Below are 16,843 nucleotides of genomic sequence, written 5' to 3' on the forward strand. Positions count from 1 at the left end.
GTGCTGGGGTTCAACCTGATTGAGGTGGTGGGGTCTGCCGGGCACTGGCCAAAAACGCCTCGATCTGCTGCACAAAGGTCTCGGGCGTGATGGGCTTGGGCAGGTGTTCATTAAAACCGACTTCGAGAGCCTTCTCACGATCACCCGGCATCGAGAAAGCCGTCACCGCCACCAGTGGCGCTACCCGCCAGTGCGGACTGGCGCGCAGGCCGCGCGCCACTTCGTAGCCATTCATCACAGGCATCTGCAGGTCGCACAGAATGAGGTCCGGGCCTTCGGACAGCGCCAGGTCCAGCCCCAAGGCGCCGTTGTCGGCGGCCAGCACCCGGTGGCCGGAGGCCTCCAGCAGGTAGGTCACCAGCATGCGGCTGGCATCGTCGTCCTCGATGACCAGAATGGTGGCGGAATGCGTGGTGGTTGTCATGTCAGGCGCTCCGGCAATTGCAGGGTGAAGGTGCTGCCCACGCCCTCGGTACTGTCAAAACCCAGCGTGCCGCCCAATGCCTCTGCCAGCTTGCGACTCAGGTGCAAGCCCAAGCCCGTGCCCTCATGGTGGCGGCGGTCCGCGCTCTCCACCCGCGAAAACGCCTCGAACAGGCGCGGCTGCTCATACAGCGGTATGCCTGGGCCGGTGTCCTGCACGCGCAGCTGCACGACGCGGCCCGAAGACAGCAGCAGCTCTTGCAGCACCACATCTACCCGCCCCTGCAGCGTGAATTTGATGGCATTGCCCACCATGTTGATGAGTATCTGGCTGACAGCACGTCGGTCGGTCTGCAGCAACAACGCGTCCTGCGGCGTATGCACGGCAAAGGCCAATCCTTTGCGCCGAGCCTCCAGCTCCAGCGTGGCGGACACCTCCTCGATCAAGGTTTTGCAGTCCACCAGTTCCAGATTCAATGTCACTTTATTGGCATTCAACTTAGCAACATCCAGCAGATCGTTGATGAGCGAGAGCAGGTGTTTGGCACCGGTCTGCACAATGCGCAGCTGCTTTTCCTGCTCTGCATTGAGCGGGCCGGGCAGCTTCATCAGCAGCGTGCCAGTAAAGCCGATGATGGCATTGAGCGGCGTGCGCAACTCGTGGGACATGCTGGCCAGAAAGCGGTCCTTGACCAAGGCCGCGTTCTCCAGCTCCAGGTTCTTGTCACGCAGCACCTGCTCAATGCGCTTGCGCTCGGTCACGTCACGGATGGCACTGGACACATACAGCCCCTCCTCCGTCTCCAGCGGACTCAGGCTGATTTCCACCGGAAACTCGCTGCCGTCCTTGCGCAGTCCGTGCAGCTCCAGGCCCGCCCCCATGGAACGGGTGCGCGGCTCGGCAAAAAACTGACGCCGGTGGTCTGGGTGGCGGGCACTGAAGCGCTTTGGCACCAGAAGTTCGATGGGCTTGCCCAGAAGTTCGTCGCGGCTCCAGCCAAAGAGTTTTACCGCCTGGGAGTTGACCAGCACGATGCTCCCCTCACGGTTGACGATGACCATCGCATCGGGCGCGGCCTCGAGCAGGTCCTTGAACTTCTGGTCAGCCCGCTTGCGGTCGGTGATGTCGCGAATGGCGCTCATCACCATGGTGCCCTCTTCGGTATCGATGGGGCTCAGGCTGATCTCCACCGGAAACTCACCGCCATCCTTGCGCAGGCCATGCAGCTCCAGCCCAGCGCCCATGGTGCGGGTGCGCGGCTGGCCAAAAAACCCACTGCGGTGGCCCAGGTGGGCGCCCCGGTAGCGGTGGGGCAACAACACCTCCACCGCCTGGCCCAGTAACTCGGCACGTGGGTAGCCAAACACGCGCTCGGCCTGCGAGTTGACCAGTACGATGCGCCCGGTCACGTTGACCATCACGATCGCGTCGGGGGTGGATTCCAGCAAATCCCGAAACCGGGCCTCCAGCAGCTTGGCATCCCGCTGCACCTTGAGCTGGGTGACATCCTTCTTGCTCGACAGGAAGTACAGCACCTGCCCATTGGCATCAAACACCGCTTTGGTCGATACATTGACATGCACCAGCGAGCCGTCCTTGCGGCGGCGCACGGCCTCCTGCACGGAGGTCCCCCATTGCATGGCCTCGGCACGAAACTGATTCTCGTCTTGTGCCCTGTCCGTGGGCACGATCAGATCGAGGATGGAGCGTCCCTGTACTTCGGCTTGCGTGTAGCCAAAGATCAGCTCGGCCGCCGGGTTCCACTCCAGCACCACGCCCTCAGGCGACAGCACCAACAATGCATCCGGGTTTTGCTCCCAATACGCGGCAGAAAAATCAGTCGCCATGCAGCCCTCTCGCTTCCTGCTTCCTGGAGAGTCAGCCGCTCCAGGGTCCTTCAACGCTCGCCACATTCGACAGAGCGCAAATCAGGCTCATGCCACGCCATGTCATGTCAGGCCGAAGTGGCAGGCCATCTTAGGAGGGAAAGTTTCAAAAAGCCAACTCTGAAGTGCCAGCAAGATCATGCCGGCTGCGAGATGAACAGGGAAGCACGGAAAACGGGCCGATCAATAGCCCTGCCGCACGAGGGGCCTCACCGTCTGTGGCGTTGCATACCCTTCCCTCCGCTAGCCACGGGGTGTGCCTGTCATCGATGCCTGATCCATCCAATGATCTATGGTCGCAACCAACACGTGCGCTTTGGCAAACCCATCTACTCGGCGGACCAGATGCTCGCCATACCTTCCCAGAAGTGGGGGAAAGCTGGTGATGCCCCAGCGACGCGCTTGCGCAAAATTCTTCTGAGTCATCTGAACGGTTGCATCGGCCATGAACCACTCCTGCAGCCCTTGGGCATCCAACGCCTGTACCGACAGAGCCTGAGTCACCACGGCAACCAGCACTTCTGGATCGGCCGTGTCCAAGCCGTCGGCATAGAAAGCCTTTCATATAAAGCCTTTTGCAGCGCACGAAAAATGCCCAGCAAGTTTGCACCAGGCTCAGTGACATGCTGACGCTGTTCTGGCCACGCGACGATCGGGTCGCTGGGATCGTCGGCGCCTTCAGCCAGCTTCGGGGATGTCCATGTACGTGCCAGTGCGCACTCCAATGGTCGCAATCGCGGGCATCCCATGGTGTGGCTCCGAAGCAGCACACCCTCAGGCCGAGCGCTCTTGATGAGCCGATGCGCTGGCAGAAAAACCCAGCATCAATGCGATGACGCAATACAGCGCCAGCCCGCCCACTGATGAGAGAAACGGCTTGGAGAAAGGTCGAAGAATGTTCATGTCAATCTCTGATGTCGTAATGAAAGACCTTGGAAACAATCTGCCAGCGTCCGTCCAGCCAGAGCAGCGCCAGCAGGTCGATGAAATGCTTGGGCGCAATGGAGCACTGGAGTTTGGCCAGTGCCGTCACGGGGCCTACCAGGTCGATGGAGAGCACGCGGTCGGTGCGCGCTTGGCCGCTCGCGGCCGGTGCCGGGCGGGCATCCACCACAGGGAAGTACTCGTCCATGCGCCAGAAGATGGGTTGCTCCCCCACCGCCGTGGCATACAGGGCCTGCGGATGAAACACCTTGGCCAGGCGCGTTGTATCGCTGTGGTACAGGCCGTCGAGGTACAGCTCCAGCACCGCATGGATGGCGGCGAAGTCAGCGGCGCTACTCATTGCGCACCGCCTTTCTTCGCCCGCTCACGCAGCACGGTCACGGTTTCGCCCGCGATGCCCCAGTGGTCAGTGTCAACTTCTTCGATCACAACAAAAGTAGTGGCAGGGTTCTTGTCGAGCACCTGTACTACCAGGTCGGTAGCGCCCCGAATCAGCTGGGCCTTTTGCTCGCGCGATGCACCCTCGCGGGTGATCTGGATCTTGATGTAAGGCATAGGAGTATTCGTCAGGCTACGAGGCCTTCGGTCTGCATCGCGGCACGGACCTCGGGGCGTGCTGCCACACGCGCCATGAAGCTGCCGATGTGCTGCAGTTCCCCCAGGTCGATCTGCACAAACTTGGCCCAGCCGAGCACCACGAACAGATAGGCATCGGCGGCAGTGAAATCGCTGCCCGTGAGGTAGCTCTTGCCCGCCAGTTGTCCGTCAAGCCAGACCAGCTTCTCATAGAGCACAGCAGCCAGCGCCTTTTTGGCATTGGCATCCACATCGCTGTGGAACAGCGGGGTGAAGGACTTGTGCAGTTCCGCCGTCACGTAGTTCTGCCACTCCATGACCCGGTAGCGCTCCAGACTGCCTGCGGGGGGCATCAGGGTGTGTGCGCCCGCTCGGTCCGCCACGTATTGAGCAACCACCGGCCCTTCGGTGATCCGCGTCCCATCGGCAAGTTCGATCACAGGCACCTGGCCTTTGGGGCTGATGGCATAGAAGTCGCCGCCAGTGCTGGTGGTGTGTTTGTGGGTATCCACCTTCTCCAGCGTGAATGGCGTGCCGGTTTCGCGCAGAAGAATGTGCGTCGCCAGCGAGCATGCGCCGGGGGAGTAGTAAAGCTTGATCGAGTTCTGCATCTTGGGACTCCTTACGTCCGTGGTTGGTGATGCAGTGACTGTATTTGCGATGAAATTGACAATAAACTAGATTAATTTCAAATCACTAATTACATAAGAATCAACAATGAACCGGCAATTCGACAACCTTCGCCTGGGCAGCATTGAGTTGTTCTGCCTGACGGCGCAGCACCAGGGGTTCACTGCGGCAGCCAAGGCCACAGGACTCACGGCGGCTGCCGTGAGCCGTTCAGTGGCACGGCTGGAGGAGCGTCTGGGCGTGCGCCTTCTCATGCGCACCACGCGCCAAGTGCGCCTGACAGAGGTTGGGCAGCGCTATTACGACCAATGCCGCCAGGCGCTGACGCAACTCAGCGAGGCAGAGCGTGAGGCGTCGGGCCAGCAACTCAAGCCAGCAGGCCTTGTGCGGATGAGCCTGCCGACCTCCTACGGTCACCATCGCGTACTGCCTCTGTTGCCCGCGTTCAGCAAGAAGTACCCCGACATAGAGATCGAACTGCAGTTGTCCAACCGCAACGTGGACTTCACCGAGGAAGGTTTTGACCTCGCCATCCGCGGCCGAACACCGCCAGATTCGAGCCTGGTGGCTCGCAAGTTGGAGGATGCGGCCTTGACCGTTGTCGCAGCCCCGGCCTACCTGAAACGCCACCGCGCACCCGCTACGCCAGAAGAGCTGGAACGGCATGAATGCGTGCAGTTCGTGCTGCCGAGCAGCGGGCAGGTCGTTCCCTGGTTGCTGGTGCACGAGGGCCAGACCATGGAATGGCCGACCCGGGGTAAGTTGCGCTGTGCTGATGACATCCTGGGTCAGGTCACGCTGGCCCGCGCAGGAGCAGGCCTGGTACAAACGTACCGTTTTCTGGTGGAGGACGATCTGCGCAGCGGCCAGTTGGTCGAAGTGCTGGCGGGGCATGCGGGCGCGTCGCGCCCGTTCTCGCTGATCTACCCAGGCAACCGGCACATGCCCCTGCGGGTGCGGGTGCTCATCGACTATCTGGTACGCGCGCTGGGACGCTGAGGCGGAAACAAAAAACCCTGGTCCGAATGACGCACCAGGGTTATTTTTTATGGAGACGTTTTGAACCGCCCCGAAGCCAAGGCGGGTGCGACTACATGTTGTCGATCATGACCTGACCAAAGCCCGAGCAACTGACCTGTGTGGCGCCTTCCATCAGGCGGGCAAAGTCGTAGGTCACCTTTTTGGATGCGATCGACTTCTCCAGCGAGCTGATGATCAGGTCGGCAGCCGCTGTCCAGCCCATGTGGCGCAGCATCATTTCGGCCGACAGGATCTCGGAGCCGGGATTCACGTAGTCCTTGCCGGCGTACTTGGGCGCCGTGCCGTGGGTGGCTTCAAAACAGGCCACCGAATCGGACATGTTGGCGCCGGGGGCAATGCCAATGCCACCCACCTGCGCGGCCAGCGCGTCGGAAATGTAGTCGCCGTTCAGATTCAGCGTAGCCACCACCGAATACTCTGCGGGGCGCAGCAAAATCTGCTGCAGGAAGGCATCGGCGATGCTGTCCTTGATGGTGATTTCCTTGCCCGTCTTGGGGTTCTTGAGGCGGCACCAGGGGCCGCCATCGATGAGCTGGGCACCGAACTCCTTTTGCGCCAACGCATAGGCCCAGTCGCGAAAGCCCCCTTCGGTGTACTTCATGATGTTGCCCTTGTGCACGATGGTCACGCTGGGCTTGTCGTTGTCGATGGCGTACTGGATGGCCTTGCGCACCAGGCGCTCCGTGCCCTCGATGGACACGGGCTTGACGCCCAGGCCGGACGTGTTGGGAAAGCGGATCTTCTTGACGCCCATCTCGTCCTGCAGGAACTTGATAAGCTTCTTGGCCTTGTCGGACTCGGCTTCGAACTCGATGCCGGCGTAGATGTCTTCCGAGTTCTCGCGGAAGATGACCATATTGGTCTTTTCAGGCTCCTTCAACGGCGAGGGCACGCCCTTGAAATACTGCACGGGGCGCAGGCAGACGTACAGGTCCAGCTCCTGGCGCAGCGCCACATTCAGCGAGCGGATGCCTCCCCCTACGGGTGTGGTCAGCGGGCCCTTGATGGACACCACATACTCGCGCAGCACCTGCAAGGTTTCTTCGGGCAACCACACGTCGGGGCCATATACCTTGGTGGACTTTTCGCCGGCGTACACCTCCATCCAGTGGATCTTCTTTTTGCCGCCGTAGGCCTTGGATACGGCTGCGTCCACCACCTTGATCATGACGGGCGTGATGTCGAGGCCAGTGCCGTCACCTTCGATGAACGGAATGATGGGCTCGTCCGGCACATTCAGGGACATGTCGGCATTGACGGTGATTTTCTGGCCTTCGGCAGGCACCACGATGTGCTGGTAGGTGGTCATGGGTGGGGAGTCTCCGGTATGCGCCGAGTGTGATTCGGTCGATGAGGGGGCAAAGCGAGGAAAAGAAGCACCGCCACAGGCGTGGCAGTGTGGTTTCAAACCATTCTAATGACAAAAATTTTCGTCCAAGACCCTGTCAACGCACTGGGCGCTGCTATCGTTGCGAGTGGAGCCGTACGGATTTCGTCCGGCCCTTCAACCTTCGTTCACACTGGAAACGGCATATATGAAAAAACTCCTCGCTGTCCTCGTGGCCGGTCTGTTCACTGCTGGTGCTTTTGCACAGGCACCCGCAGCCGCCCCTGCCACCACCGCTCCCGCAGCAGCTCCCATGACGGCCCAGGTAGCAGCACCGGCCACCAAGAAGGTCGCCAAGAAAAAGACCAGCAAAAAGGTCGCCAAGAAGAAAACCGCCCACAAGGCAGCCTGAAATCATCGCAAGGCCTGACCTACCCACCACAGGGGCCTCGGGCCTTCGCTGATTCAAAACCGCCCGCTTCTGCGGGCGTTTTCTTTGGTGCTGCGGATACCCTGCGCGCTGCCTGAACTTTTTGTGCACGCCGCAGTCCGTCCCTGGCGCAGCCCGTTGTTCTTTGCCTTGTTTTTGTTACCCAGAAAGCCCCGCCCATGACCGCCTCACGCGCCATCCCAGCCCTCCCGCTCGCCGCCCTGCGCGGTGCGACAGGCATTCCTCGCCTTGCCCGCCGCGCAGTCGCAGCAGTGGGTGCCTGGCTGGTGGCATGTGCACTGGCCGCGCCCGCTGGAGTCGCCCAGGCTCAGGAAGGCCCGCAGATGAACCTGCGGCGCGTGGAGCTGACCGCCGGCATGCACCGCATCGACGCCCAGGTCGCACTCACACCCCAGGAGCGCCAGACTGGCCTGATGTACCGCAAGGAAATGCCCGTGCACGAGGGCATGCTGTTTGTTTTTGAGCAGCCCTCCCAGCAATGCTTCTGGATGAAGAACACCCTGTTGCCACTCACGGCCGCCTTCATTGCCGATGACGGCACCATCGTGAACCTGGAGGACATGAAACCCCAGACGCTGGACTCGCACTGCTCAGCCAAGCCCGTGCGTTATGTGCTGGAAATGAACCAGGGCTGGTTTGCCAAGAAAGGCATCAAGGCCGGAGCCAAACTCGGCGGGACTCCGTTTGCCCGGCAGTAACGCTAAGGGCCAAGGGCTGTTGATGCTGCAAATCTAATAGCAACAGAGCCATATTTCACTAGCGCATCCAGCCGTAAAGACTTCAACTTCTCTGCCGTGCAACAAAAAAACGGCCCTCGGGCCGTTTTTTTGTTGTCAGCGCGGTGCGAGGGCACACCGCGACTGTCTCGAGCGATCAGGCGAAGTTGGCTTCAGCAAACTTCCAGTTCACCAGCTTGTCGAGGAAAGTCTCGACGAACTTGGGACGCATGTTGCGGTAGTCGATGTAGTAAGCGTGTTCCCACACGTCCACGGTCAGCAGTGCCTTGTCGGCGGTGGTCAGTGGCGTGCCTGCGGCGCCGGTGTTGACGATGTCCACGCTGCCGTCGGCCTTCTTCACCAGCCAGGTCCAGCCAGAACCGAAGTTGCCCACAGCGGACTTCACGAAGGCTTCCTTGAAGGCCGCGTAGCTGCCCCACTTGGCGTTGATGGCAGCAGCCAGTGCACCCGAAGGCTCACCGCCACCTTGGGGGGCCATGCAGTTCCAGAAGAACGTGTGGTTCCAGATTTGCGCGGCGTTGTTGTAGATGCCGCCGCTGGCCTTCTTGATGATCTCTTCCAGCGTCAGGGACTCAAACTCAGTGCCCTTTTGCAGGTTGTTGAGGTTCACCACGTAGGCGTTGTGGTGCTTGCCGTGGTGATACTCCAGGGTTTCCTGGCTGTAGTGCGGAGCCAGGGCGTCGATGGCGTAGGGCAGCGGGGGAAGGGTGTGTTCCATGGTGGTGTTTCCTCGTGGTTTGAAATTCTGGGATGCCGTCTGCAACGCGGGCTTTCCTGAGCAATGCAGTCAGACACAGCGCGAAAGGGGCATTGTAGGAACATCAGGTGACCTGTGCAGCATGTGGGCTCCCGGATTCAGCCCACGTCGTCACAAACCGCCTCTGTCCTACAGACGGGTTGCCGCCCGCCCACCGCCAGGTATGAACCGGTTACAAAAGACGTGGCTGCGATACCGTCACATCCACCGCACCGTCGGCCAGCGTGGCGCGCAGCGCGTCGCCCGGCTGGGTCTGCCGCACGCTGGTTACCGCCTGACCGCTGGTGTCAGTCAGCAGCGCATAACCACGCTGCAGCACGAGGCGCGGGTCCAGCAGTTCCAGCCGCAAGGCAGCGCGGTCCAGCCGGTCGGTATGCTGCGCCACACTGCGTTGCAGCGCTTGGGGTAAATTGACCTCCAGCGCTTGATGTGATTGCGTCAAGCGCTGCATTTTCAGGAGCACCCCGTGACGCATGCGCTGTGCGAGGCGTGCCAGTTGCAACTGTTGGCGCGCTACCAGGCCCGAAGGGCGACCCAGGCGCGCAGCGGCCTGGTCCAGCCGCTGGTGACGGACATCGAGCTGGCGCTGCACGCCGTCGCTCAGGCGCCCTGCCAGCAACCCCAGCGCGCCCAGCCAGACCTCACGCGGTTGTGCCACCAGTTCGGCCGCCGCCGTGGGCGTGGGTGCGCGCAGGTCGGCGCAAAAGTCAGCGATGGTGAAATCCGTCTCGTGCCCCACGCCGCTCACCAGTGGCACCGGGCTCTGTACGATGGTGCGTGCCAGTTGCTCGTCGTTAAACGCCCACAGGTCCTCTATCGAGCCGCCCCCACGCACCAGCAAAATCACGTCAATGGACGGGTGCTGGTTCGAATCAGCCCCATGTGCCCGTCCAGCTTGCGCGAGCAGATACAGTTTTGATAGCGCAGCAATGATGGACGGCGGTGCTGCCACACCCTGCACCTGCGCTGGCACCAGCACCACCGGAATGTGCGGGACACGCCTGCGCAAAGCCGTGACCACATCGTGCAGCGCCGCCGCGCCAGCTGACGTGACCAGGCCAATGCCGCGCGGCTGCAGCGGCAGCGGGCGCTTGCGGGCAGTGTCAAACAGGCCTTCGGCGTCGAGCTGCGCCTTGAGCCGCAAGAACTGCTCGAACAACGCGCCCTGCCCCGCGCGCTGCATGTTTTCCACGATGAACTGCAGATCGCCCCGCGCCTCATACACACCGAGGCGCCCGCGCACTTCCACCAATTCGCCATCGCGCGGCGAAAAGTCAAGCAGGGTGGCCGCGCGGCGGAACATGGCGCAGCGCAACTGCCCGTTGGCGTCCTTGATCGAAAAATAACAATGCCCGCTGGAGGCGCGCGAGAAGCCCGTGATCTCGCCGCGCACCGCGACAGGATTGAAGCGCGCCTCCAGGGCATCAGCAATGGCGCGGCACAGCGCGCCAACTTCCCAGATACGGGGCGCCGCTGCTGGGCCCGGGCGCTCAAACATGAGAAACGGCGGGCGTTGGAGCCGCGCACACCATGCAAGTACTCCACAGTTTCAGGCCAGCGGGAGCGCCTCCCCGCATGGAGACCCCAACCGCCTGCAAAACACGAGCGCACGTGCAAGTCGTTGATCTATATACGTTTTTCATTGCACAATTTTTCATCAATCTGTTGTAAGCACGGCGCGAAGCCACTTTGCGGGGCTCTGGATGCGGGTTGCCCACAAAGTTATCCACAGTTTTTGTGGGTGAGCGCGGCGATGGGCAGTGCGTGCGATAACGTAACGGTTTGTGACGCAGTAGCCGCCGCAAGCTAGGCCATAATCGCCGATTGCTTTCATCTGCGCGGAGAGAGATTTGCTGTCCATCATACAAGCCGCAGGCTGGCCCATCTGGCCCCTGATCGCGTGTTCCGTCCTGGGACTGGCACTGATTTTTGAACGTTTTCTGGCCCTGAAAACGGCCCGCGTTGCCCCCCCAAAACTGCTGGACGAAGCCATCACGGTGTCGTCCAAGGGCTTGCCAACCCCCGATGTGGTGAACCAGCTGGCCCAGAACTCGGCCTTGGGCGAGGTGCTGGCGAGCGGCCTGCGCACCCTCAACAGCAACCCCCAGTGCAGCGAGACCGACCTGCGCGCCGCCATGGAAGGCACCGGCCGCGCGGTGGCGCACCGGCTGGAAAAATACCTCTCCGCCCTGGCCACCATTGCCTCGGCAGCGCCGCTGCTGGGCCTTTTGGGCACCGTCATCGGCATGATCGAGATCTTTGGCTCGCAAGCGGGCGGCGGTGGTGTGGGCCAGGCGATGGGCGGTGGTAACCCTGCGCAGCTGGCCCACGGCATCTCCATCGCGCTCTATAACACGGCGTTTGGCCTGATTGTGGCCATCCCCTCGCTGATTTTCTGGCGGTACTTCCGGGCGCGTGTGGACGCCTATCTGCTCACGCTGGAGCTGGCATCGGAGCAATTTGTTCGCCATATCCTGCGTTTGCGCAAAGCCAAATAAGCGCCATGAACTTTCGCCCCCGCGCCAAGGATGAGCCAGAGATCAACCTGATCCCGTTCATCGACGTGCTGCTGGTGATCCTCATCTTTCTGATGCTGACCACCACCTACAGCAAGTTCACGGAGCTGCAACTCACTCTGCCCGTGGCCGATGCCGAGCAGCAGCGCGACCACCCCAAGGAAGTGATCGTCTCGGTGGCTGCCGACGGCCGATACGCCGTCAACAAGACCGGCGTGGATGGCAAGAGCGTGGACGCGATCGCGCAGGCGCTGCGCAGCGCCGCTACGGCGGGGCGTGACAGCGTGGTGATCATCAGCGCCGACGCCATGTCGCCGCACCAGTCTGTGGTCACCGTGATGGAAGCCGCGCGCCGCGTGGGCCTCACGCAGATCACGTTTGCCACGCAGTCGTCCGCGTCGGCACGCGCGGCCAGCCGCTGACAGGCATGTCTGCGTCCGGGCCGCAGCCGCCTCGGGCTCCGGCCCCGCCGGCTCCTACTCCCTCCTCACCCACGGCCGAACAACGGCTGCAAAAAATCTGGCAGTTCCGGGGCCCCGTCGCATGGGCACTGTGGCCTGCCTCACTGGTGTACCGCACCTTGGTGGCCCTGCGCCGCTGGCTGTACCACAAGGGCTGGCTCCGGGCCGAACACCCAGGCCGCCCCGTCATCGTGGTGGGCAACGTGATTGCCGGGGGCGCCGGCAAAACCCCTGTGGTCATCGCACTCGTCAAACACCTGCAGGCACGCGGCTTGCGCACAGGCGTGATTTCGCGCGGCTATGGCCGCAGCACGCAGGACTGCCGTGCGGTGCGGCCCGACAGCCCGGCCAGTGAGGTGGGCGACGAGCCTGCCCTGATTGCACGCAGCGTGGCGGGCGGCGGCACAGTGCCCGTGTTTGTGGCCCCACGCCGCATCACCGCCGCTCGCGCACTGCTTGCCGCACACCCCGATACCGACGTTCTCATTTGCGATGACGGCTTGCAGCACCTGTCGCTGCAGCGAGACCTGGAAATCTGCATCTTCAACGACCAAGGCATTGGTAACGGTTTTCTGCTGCCTGCCGGCCCGCTGCGGGAGCCCTGGCCCCGCGCCGTGGATATCGTGCTGCACGCAGGCAGTGCGCCGCCGCGTGGGACCACGGCGCCTGCATTTGCGCTGCAGCGCAGCCTGGCGCCCTATGCCCTTCAGTCGGATGGTCACCAAGTGCCGCTGGCCCATCTGCGCGGCCATCCGCTGTACGCGGTGGCGGCGGTGGCCAGGCCTGGTGATTTTTTTGCCATGCTGCGCGCCCAAGGCCTGACGCTGGAGCGCACCGAGGCCCTGCCAGATCACTATGATTTCGATAGCTGGCAGCGCATATCCAACAAGCACATACCGCTGATTTGCACCGAAAAGGACGCGGTGAAGCTCTGGGCCCGCCACCCGGACGCACTGGCTGTGCCGCTGGCCGTGCAGATGGCTCCGCCTTTTTTCGACGCACTGGATGGCTGGCTGAACCAAGTCGCCCCAGGGTATGGGGCTGCAAGGCCGCCGCTATCATCTGCCCCTGCCTGAACGAACCCTCCCGGAAAGCTCCTCCCCCATGGACCCCAAACTGCTCGAACTGCTGGTCTGCCCTGTCACCAAAGGCCCACTGACCTATGACCGCGAGGCGCAGGAACTCGTCTCGCGCAGCGCGCGACTGGCCTACCCGGTGCGCGACGGAATTCCGGTGCTGCTCGAAAACGAAGCCCGCACCTTGACCGACGAGGAACTGGAGCAGTGAGCGCACCCGTGCCCGCCGCAGCCCACATCCCCTTCACCGTGCTGATACCGGCACGCATGGCTTCAAGCCGCTTGCCAGACAAGCCCCTGGCTGACATTGCCGGCCTGCCCATGGTGGTGCGCGTGGCCCAGCGTGCTGCGCAGAGCGCGGCAACCCGCGTCGTGGTGGCGGCGGACGACGCACGCATCCTGCAAGCCTGCGCAGCCCATGGTGTGCAAGCCGTCATGACGCGCGCCGACCATGCCAGTGGCAGCGACCGGCTGGCCGAAGCCTGCACGCAACTGGGGCTGGACGGCGACGACATCGTGGTCAATGTGCAGGGTGACGAGCCGCTGATAGCCCCCGGCCTCATCAATGCCGTGGCGAGCCTGCTGCAAGACCGTGACGGAAAACGTCCTGACGCCAGCATGGGCACCGCTGCCCATGCCATCGCATCGCTGGCCGACTACACCAACCCCAATGTGGTGAAGGTGGTACTGGACGCACGGGGCCTGGCCCACTACTTCAGCCGTGCACCGATTCCATTTGGTCGGGACCATGCAGGCAACGCGTGGTGGGAAGGCGCAGCACAGGCGGCACACCCTGGTGTGGCAGCGGTGCAAGGCTTTGCACCGCTGCGCCATGTGGGCATCTACAGCTATCGCGCGGGGTTCTTGCGGGAATTTCCGCAGCTGGCGCCTGCACCGACCGAGGCGGTCGAGGCATTGGAGCAGCTGCGCGCGCTCTGGCATGGCTATCGCATTGCCGTGCACCTCTCAGACGCAGCACCCGGCCCTGGCGTGGATACGCCGGAGGACTTGGAGCGGGTGCGCGCGTTGTTTCGCTGAAAGTTCTATGGCGCCCGGCGCTGCGGCGCGTTTTGGTCGCACGTTGAATGCATGGGGTCCGTATAGCGGGGCCACATGGAAGCCAGGCGGGGCCAGGTGGAGGTGCTGGCCGGGAAACGGTCACCCCTGTAAGTCAGCGTGAGGTGGTCACATGCTATCCTCAACTGTAACGAGAGCACCGCATCCCGGGCGAACAGAACGGCTTCAGGCGCCCTTCGAACGTCCCCGCCAGCGGCGCCACCCGATTTCTAACCTTCGAGGACATCCATGAGACTGATTCTGTTGGGCGCGCCTGGCGCCGGAAAGGGCACGCAAGCCACGTTCATCTGCCAGAAGTACGGCATCCCCCAGATCTCCACCGGCGACATGCTGCGCGCAGCGGTCAAGGCCGGCACCCCCCTGGGCCTGCAGGCCAAGGCAGTGATGGATTCAGGCGCCCTGGTCAGTGACGACATCATCATCGGTCTCGTCAAGGAGCGCATCACGCAGGCAGACTGTGCCAACGGCTTCCTGTTCGACGGTTTCCCCCGCACCATTCCCCAGGCCGACGCCATGAAGGCCGCAGGCGTCAAGCTGGACTATGTGCTCGAAATCGATGTGCCCTTTGACGCCATCATTGAGCGCATGAGCGGCCGCCGCTCGCACCCCGCCAGCGGCCGCACTTACCACGTCAAGTTCAACCCCCCCAAGGTGGAAGGCAAGGACGACCTGACCGGCGAAGAACTGATCCAGCGCGAAGACGACAAGGAAGAAACCGTCAAGAAGCGCCTGCAGGTCTACAGCGACCAGACGCGCCCTTTGGTGGATTACTACAGCAACTGGGCCAAGGATGAACCCGCTGTAGCGCCCAAGTACCGCGCCATCAGCGGCACCGGCAGTGTGGACGAGATCACCGCACGCGCGCTGCAGGCGCTGGCCAGCTGATACATTGAATCAGGAGCAAAAACCACCTGACACACATTGGGCGGTCAAGCCCCATCAAAGCGACGCACCGCACCAGGGCGTCGCTTTTTTCATGGGCCGCCTTGAAGCAAGGCAGCCGCGACAGCCGCCTGTCGCGGGCGTGTGCTTTGACTCAGGCAGGACTGGACCGCAGGCCGTAGGCTTTGCCGTCCACAAACAGGTACTCGGCACGCAGTACCGCCTCGCCCTTTTCGTCCCGCAGGCCAAAACCCACGACTGATACGGCGGTGCCTGGCTTGATCTCTGGCACCTGCCACGCCTGCATGCGGGTCAGCGGCGCCAGCTCAATTTCCCAGACGCGGTCCTTGCGGGTCGGCAGCACCGTTTTGGCCAGCAGCGCGCGGCCATCCACGGGCGCTGTCTGCGCGGGGATGGCGCGTTGCGCAAGGTCCGCTGGCAACCGGAGCGCTGCGGGCAGTTCCAGCTCCAGCTCTGCGTGCGGGTTTTGCCAGCGCACTTTGCGCACTGCGCCCTCCAGATACAGCGGTCGGTCTGCATCGAAACTGCTCCAGCCATGGTGGGCGTGCACCCCCAAAGGCAAGGCACTGGCGGCGATCAGCACATGGCGACGTTGCAGGCTCATACAGACTCCTGATGAAAAGGGGGCGATCTCAAAGATACGCAATCCAGCGGCCACAAGCCACCACCGCCAGCCACACCATGGTGGATGCCAGCATCTGAAGGCGGGCCAGCCCGTCCAGGCGCGTGAGGGAATCACGTGCATGGAACCACGCCGCATTACAGCCCGCAAGCATTAACAACAGCATTTTCAAGGTGAAGGCGCGGTTGCTGAGCAACTCCGATGGCTGGGTGGCAAACATCAACAGACCCGATGCTGCCGCCAATCCAAAGCCACACACGGCCAGAGTCAGACTCAGCCGAGCGAGGTCTTTCACCGGCAAGGCCGCACCGCGCCCAAACACCCGCAACTCCAGCAACACCAGATTGCCCAGCAACAGCGCAATGCCCACGATGTGGACGACTTCGAGCGCGGGATAAGCCCAGGCGTGTGTCTTGAGTGCTGCGAACACGGCTGGCAGTCCTTTTCGATCAATCCGCCCGCAGCAAATCAAGCATCAGTGCAACCCGCGCCTTGACTGGCGACAGGCCTTGCGAGGCAGGCAGCGCATCACCCGGCTTGGGTAGTACCTGTCCCTCGGCGCAGCGGGTGGAGCGCACCACCCGCACCCCGGCTTTCTGCGCTCGCACCAGAGCAGCCTCCAGATCGTGGTGGATCGTGCCATTGCCGGTGCACGCCACCACCAAGCCCTGCACCCCCTCTCGCACCAGAGCATCAACCGCCCTGCCCGACGCGCCTGCATGGTTCATGACGATTTCCACCCAGGGCCAAGCAGCAGCGCTCACTATATTATTGATAGCGTTATCGGCATGATTGACATGCGCTACCGGGCTATTGAATGCCCAACGGACCACGCCCTCTTCCACCCAGCCCAAAGGACCGGCCTCGCCCGAGCTGAAAGCATTGACGCGATAGGGATGCACTTTTTGCACATGCCGGGCGCCATGCACTTCACCCGCAGCAGCGGCCAGCACACCCGTTGCGCCCGGTGCCAACACCGTAGCCACAGCGTCCAGCAGGTTCTGGGGTCCATCGGGTGTCAGGGCTGTGGCGGGCCGCATGGCGCAGGTCAGCACCACGGGTTTGCGTGCATCCAGCACCTCATGCAAAAACCACGCAGTCTCTTCCAGGGTGTCTGTGCCATGGGTAATGACCACACCTCTCACCTCCGGGTCGCTCAAATGGTGCGCGCACCGCAGAGCGAGCGTGCGCCACACCTCGCAATCCATGTCCTTGCTGTCGATCTGCGCCACCTGCTCAGCAGCCAAGGCGCCCCCTGCCAGTGCCTGCAGGCCTGGCACGGCCGTCAGAAGTTGCTCCACCCCCACCTGGGCCGCGGTGTAGCCGATGTTGTCCCCCGCCTGTGCAGAGGTGCCCGCGATCGTGCCACCGGTGCCCAAAACCACAATTTTTTGCCCACTCACTTGCATACTCC

22 protein-coding genes are annotated in these 16,843 nt (G+C 62.6%); 9 read left to right on the top strand and 13 right to left on the bottom strand.

What is annotated here, in order from left to right:
* Positions 1-10: 10 nt before the first annotated feature.
* The 7 genes from AC1Q64_RS14720 to gstA all read right to left on the bottom strand — a co-directional run bounded on the left by AC1Q64_RS14720 (position 11) and on the right by gstA (position 4,442).
* Positions 11-424, bottom strand: a complete 414-nt coding sequence (locus tag AC1Q64_RS14720) for a response regulator (protein WP_492251843.1) — start codon at positions 422-424, stop codon at positions 11-13.
* The gene (locus AC1Q64_RS14725) at positions 421-2,271 is read right to left on the bottom strand and encodes a PAS domain S-box protein (protein WP_492251844.1); all 1,851 of its coding nucleotides are present in this window, start codon (positions 2,269-2,271) and stop codon (positions 421-423) included. Before AC1Q64_RS14725 ends, AC1Q64_RS14720 begins: the two co-directional genes overlap by 4 nt.
* Before the next feature lie 282 nt (positions 2,272-2,553).
* Entirely contained in the window at positions 2,554-2,850 is a 297-nt protein-coding gene (locus AC1Q64_RS14730; protein ID WP_492251845.1) for a hypothetical protein, read from the bottom strand.
* 234 nt (positions 2,851-3,084) lie between these two features.
* Positions 3,085-3,213, bottom strand: a complete 129-nt coding sequence (locus tag AC1Q64_RS14735; protein WP_492251846.1) for a hypothetical protein — start codon at positions 3,211-3,213, stop codon at positions 3,085-3,087.
* Position 3,214: 1 nt separating this feature from the next.
* A complete protein-coding gene (locus AC1Q64_RS14740) occupies positions 3,215-3,595 on the bottom strand; it encodes a nuclear transport factor 2 family protein (protein WP_492251847.1) in 381 nt (126 codons plus the stop codon).
* Positions 3,592-3,810 carry a tautomerase family protein gene (locus AC1Q64_RS14745; RefSeq protein WP_056062421.1) on the bottom strand — a complete coding sequence of 73 codons (219 nt, stop codon included), beginning with the start codon at positions 3,808-3,810 and terminating at the stop codon, positions 3,592-3,594. The genes AC1Q64_RS14740 and AC1Q64_RS14745 overlap by 4 nt, the downstream gene beginning before the upstream one ends.
* Positions 3,811-3,821: 11 nt before the next feature.
* On the bottom strand, positions 3,822-4,442 hold the full coding sequence (gene gstA, locus AC1Q64_RS14750; protein ID WP_492251848.1) for a glutathione transferase GstA: 621 nt from the start codon (positions 4,440-4,442) through the stop codon (positions 3,822-3,824).
* 106 nt (positions 4,443-4,548) lie between these two features.
* Here gstA and AC1Q64_RS14755 point away from each other — a divergent pair, with 106 nt between their 5' ends.
* The gene (locus tag AC1Q64_RS14755; RefSeq protein WP_492251849.1) at positions 4,549-5,460 is read left to right on the top strand and encodes a LysR family transcriptional regulator; all 912 of its coding nucleotides are present in this window, start codon (positions 4,549-4,551) and stop codon (positions 5,458-5,460) included.
* A 91-nt stretch (positions 5,461-5,551) separates the two neighbouring features.
* On the opposite strand, the gene icd is transcribed toward AC1Q64_RS14755, so the two are convergent.
* Complete coding sequence (gene icd, locus AC1Q64_RS14760) at positions 5,552-6,811, bottom strand: NADP-dependent isocitrate dehydrogenase (RefSeq protein WP_492251850.1); 1,260 nt, start codon at positions 6,809-6,811, stop codon at positions 5,552-5,554.
* A 226-nt stretch (positions 6,812-7,037) separates the two neighbouring features.
* Here icd and AC1Q64_RS14765 point away from each other — a divergent pair, with 226 nt between their 5' ends.
* Positions 7,038-7,241, top strand: coding sequence for a hypothetical protein (locus AC1Q64_RS14765; RefSeq protein ID WP_492251851.1), 204 nt, complete (start codon positions 7,038-7,040; stop codon positions 7,239-7,241).
* A gap of 197 nt (positions 7,242-7,438) precedes the next feature.
* A complete protein-coding gene (locus tag AC1Q64_RS14770) occupies positions 7,439-7,978 on the top strand; it encodes a DUF192 domain-containing protein (RefSeq protein WP_492251852.1) in 540 nt (179 codons plus the stop codon).
* Positions 7,979-8,153: 175 nt separating this feature from the next.
* Here the strand turns inward: AC1Q64_RS14770 and AC1Q64_RS14775 are convergent, their stop codons facing one another.
* Positions 8,154-8,735, bottom strand: a complete 582-nt coding sequence (locus AC1Q64_RS14775) for a superoxide dismutase (protein WP_056062412.1) — start codon at positions 8,733-8,735, stop codon at positions 8,154-8,156.
* A gap of 211 nt (positions 8,736-8,946) precedes the next feature.
* A complete protein-coding gene (gene xseA, locus AC1Q64_RS14780; protein WP_492251853.1) occupies positions 8,947-10,272 on the bottom strand; it encodes an exodeoxyribonuclease VII large subunit in 1,326 nt (441 codons plus the stop codon).
* Positions 10,273-10,624: 352 nt separating this feature from the next.
* Here xseA and AC1Q64_RS14785 point away from each other — a divergent pair, with 352 nt between their 5' ends.
* The 6 genes from AC1Q64_RS14785 (at position 10,625) to adk (ending at position 14,789) form a co-directional block, all read left to right on the top strand.
* Entirely contained in the window at positions 10,625-11,272 is a 648-nt protein-coding gene (locus AC1Q64_RS14785; RefSeq protein WP_492251854.1) for a MotA/TolQ/ExbB proton channel family protein, read from the top strand.
* A gap of 5 nt (positions 11,273-11,277) precedes the next feature.
* Positions 11,278-11,712 carry an ExbD/TolR family protein gene (locus tag AC1Q64_RS14790; protein WP_492251855.1) on the top strand — a complete coding sequence of 145 codons (435 nt, stop codon included), beginning with the start codon at positions 11,278-11,280 and terminating at the stop codon, positions 11,710-11,712.
* Between the two features lie 5 nt (positions 11,713-11,717).
* The gene (gene lpxK, locus AC1Q64_RS14795; protein ID WP_492251856.1) at positions 11,718-12,827 is read left to right on the top strand and encodes a tetraacyldisaccharide 4'-kinase; all 1,110 of its coding nucleotides are present in this window, start codon (positions 11,718-11,720) and stop codon (positions 12,825-12,827) included.
* 28 nt (positions 12,828-12,855) lie between these two features.
* Positions 12,856-13,038, top strand: coding sequence for a Trm112 family protein (locus AC1Q64_RS14800; protein WP_056062396.1), 183 nt, complete (start codon positions 12,856-12,858; stop codon positions 13,036-13,038).
* Positions 13,035-13,865, top strand: a complete 831-nt coding sequence (gene kdsB / locus AC1Q64_RS14805; protein WP_492251857.1) for a 3-deoxy-manno-octulosonate cytidylyltransferase — start codon at positions 13,035-13,037, stop codon at positions 13,863-13,865. The genes AC1Q64_RS14800 and kdsB overlap by 4 nt, the downstream gene beginning before the upstream one ends.
* Positions 13,866-14,132: 267 nt before the next feature.
* Complete coding sequence (gene adk, locus AC1Q64_RS14810; RefSeq protein ID WP_492251858.1) at positions 14,133-14,789, top strand: adenylate kinase; 657 nt, start codon at positions 14,133-14,135, stop codon at positions 14,787-14,789.
* 151 nt (positions 14,790-14,940) lie between these two features.
* On the opposite strand, the gene AC1Q64_RS14815 is transcribed toward adk, so the two are convergent.
* The 3 genes from AC1Q64_RS14815 to AC1Q64_RS14825 are packed head-to-tail and all read right to left on the bottom strand — an operon-like array spanning position 14,941 to position 16,838.
* Positions 14,941-15,411: a DUF6152 family protein gene (locus AC1Q64_RS14815; protein ID WP_492251859.1), complete on the bottom strand. Its 471-nt coding sequence runs from the start codon at positions 15,409-15,411 to the stop codon at positions 14,941-14,943.
* A 28-nt stretch (positions 15,412-15,439) separates the two neighbouring features.
* A complete protein-coding gene (locus tag AC1Q64_RS14820) occupies positions 15,440-15,859 on the bottom strand; it encodes a hypothetical protein (RefSeq protein ID WP_492251860.1) in 420 nt (139 codons plus the stop codon).
* Between the two features lie 19 nt (positions 15,860-15,878).
* Positions 15,879-16,838, bottom strand: coding sequence for an asparaginase (locus AC1Q64_RS14825; RefSeq protein WP_492251861.1), 960 nt, complete (start codon positions 16,836-16,838; stop codon positions 15,879-15,881).
* Positions 16,839-16,843: the final 5 nt, after the last annotated feature.

The organism is Acidovorax sp. GW835-FHT14G06, assembly GCF_058793595.1.

Coding starts and splice junctions, on each gene's coding strand:
- xseA (WP_492251853.1), bottom strand. CDS start 10,272: ATGTTTGAGCGCCCGGGCCCAGCAGCGGCGCCCCGTATCTGGGAAGTT.
- AC1Q64_RS14790 (WP_492251855.1), top strand. CDS start 11,278: ATGAACTTTCGCCCCCGCGCCAAGGATGAGCCAGAGATCAACCTGATC.
- AC1Q64_RS14735 (WP_492251846.1), bottom strand. CDS start 3,213: ATGAACATTCTTCGACCTTTCTCCAAGCCGTTTCTCTCATCAGTGGGC.
- AC1Q64_RS14800 (WP_056062396.1), top strand. CDS start 12,856: ATGGACCCCAAACTGCTCGAACTGCTGGTCTGCCCTGTCACCAAAGGC.
- AC1Q64_RS14765 (WP_492251851.1), top strand. CDS start 7,038: ATGAAAAAACTCCTCGCTGTCCTCGTGGCCGGTCTGTTCACTGCTGGT.
- AC1Q64_RS14725 (WP_492251844.1), bottom strand. CDS start 2,271: ATGGCGACTGATTTTTCTGCCGCGTATTGGGAGCAAAACCCGGATGCA.
- AC1Q64_RS14740 (WP_492251847.1), bottom strand. CDS start 3,595: ATGAGTAGCGCCGCTGACTTCGCCGCCATCCATGCGGTGCTGGAGCTG.
- icd (WP_492251850.1), bottom strand. CDS start 6,811: ATGACCACCTACCAGCACATCGTGGTGCCTGCCGAAGGCCAGAAAATC.
- gstA (WP_492251848.1), bottom strand. CDS start 4,442: ATGCAGAACTCGATCAAGCTTTACTACTCCCCCGGCGCATGCTCGCTG.
- AC1Q64_RS14770 (WP_492251852.1), top strand. CDS start 7,439: ATGACCGCCTCACGCGCCATCCCAGCCCTCCCGCTCGCCGCCCTGCGC.
- AC1Q64_RS14745 (WP_056062421.1), bottom strand. CDS start 3,810: ATGCCTTACATCAAGATCCAGATCACCCGCGAGGGTGCATCGCGCGAG.
- lpxK (WP_492251856.1), top strand. CDS start 11,718: ATGTCTGCGTCCGGGCCGCAGCCGCCTCGGGCTCCGGCCCCGCCGGCT.
- AC1Q64_RS14775 (WP_056062412.1), bottom strand. CDS start 8,735: ATGGAACACACCCTTCCCCCGCTGCCCTACGCCATCGACGCCCTGGCT.
- AC1Q64_RS14755 (WP_492251849.1), top strand. CDS start 4,549: ATGAACCGGCAATTCGACAACCTTCGCCTGGGCAGCATTGAGTTGTTC.
- AC1Q64_RS14720 (WP_492251843.1), bottom strand. CDS start 424: ATGACAACCACCACGCATTCCGCCACCATTCTGGTCATCGAGGACGAC.
- AC1Q64_RS14825 (WP_492251861.1), bottom strand. CDS start 16,838: ATGCAAGTGAGTGGGCAAAAAATTGTGGTTTTGGGCACCGGTGGCACG.
- AC1Q64_RS14815 (WP_492251859.1), bottom strand. CDS start 15,411: ATGAGCCTGCAACGTCGCCATGTGCTGATCGCCGCCAGTGCCTTGCCT.
- adk (WP_492251858.1), top strand. CDS start 14,133: ATGAGACTGATTCTGTTGGGCGCGCCTGGCGCCGGAAAGGGCACGCAA.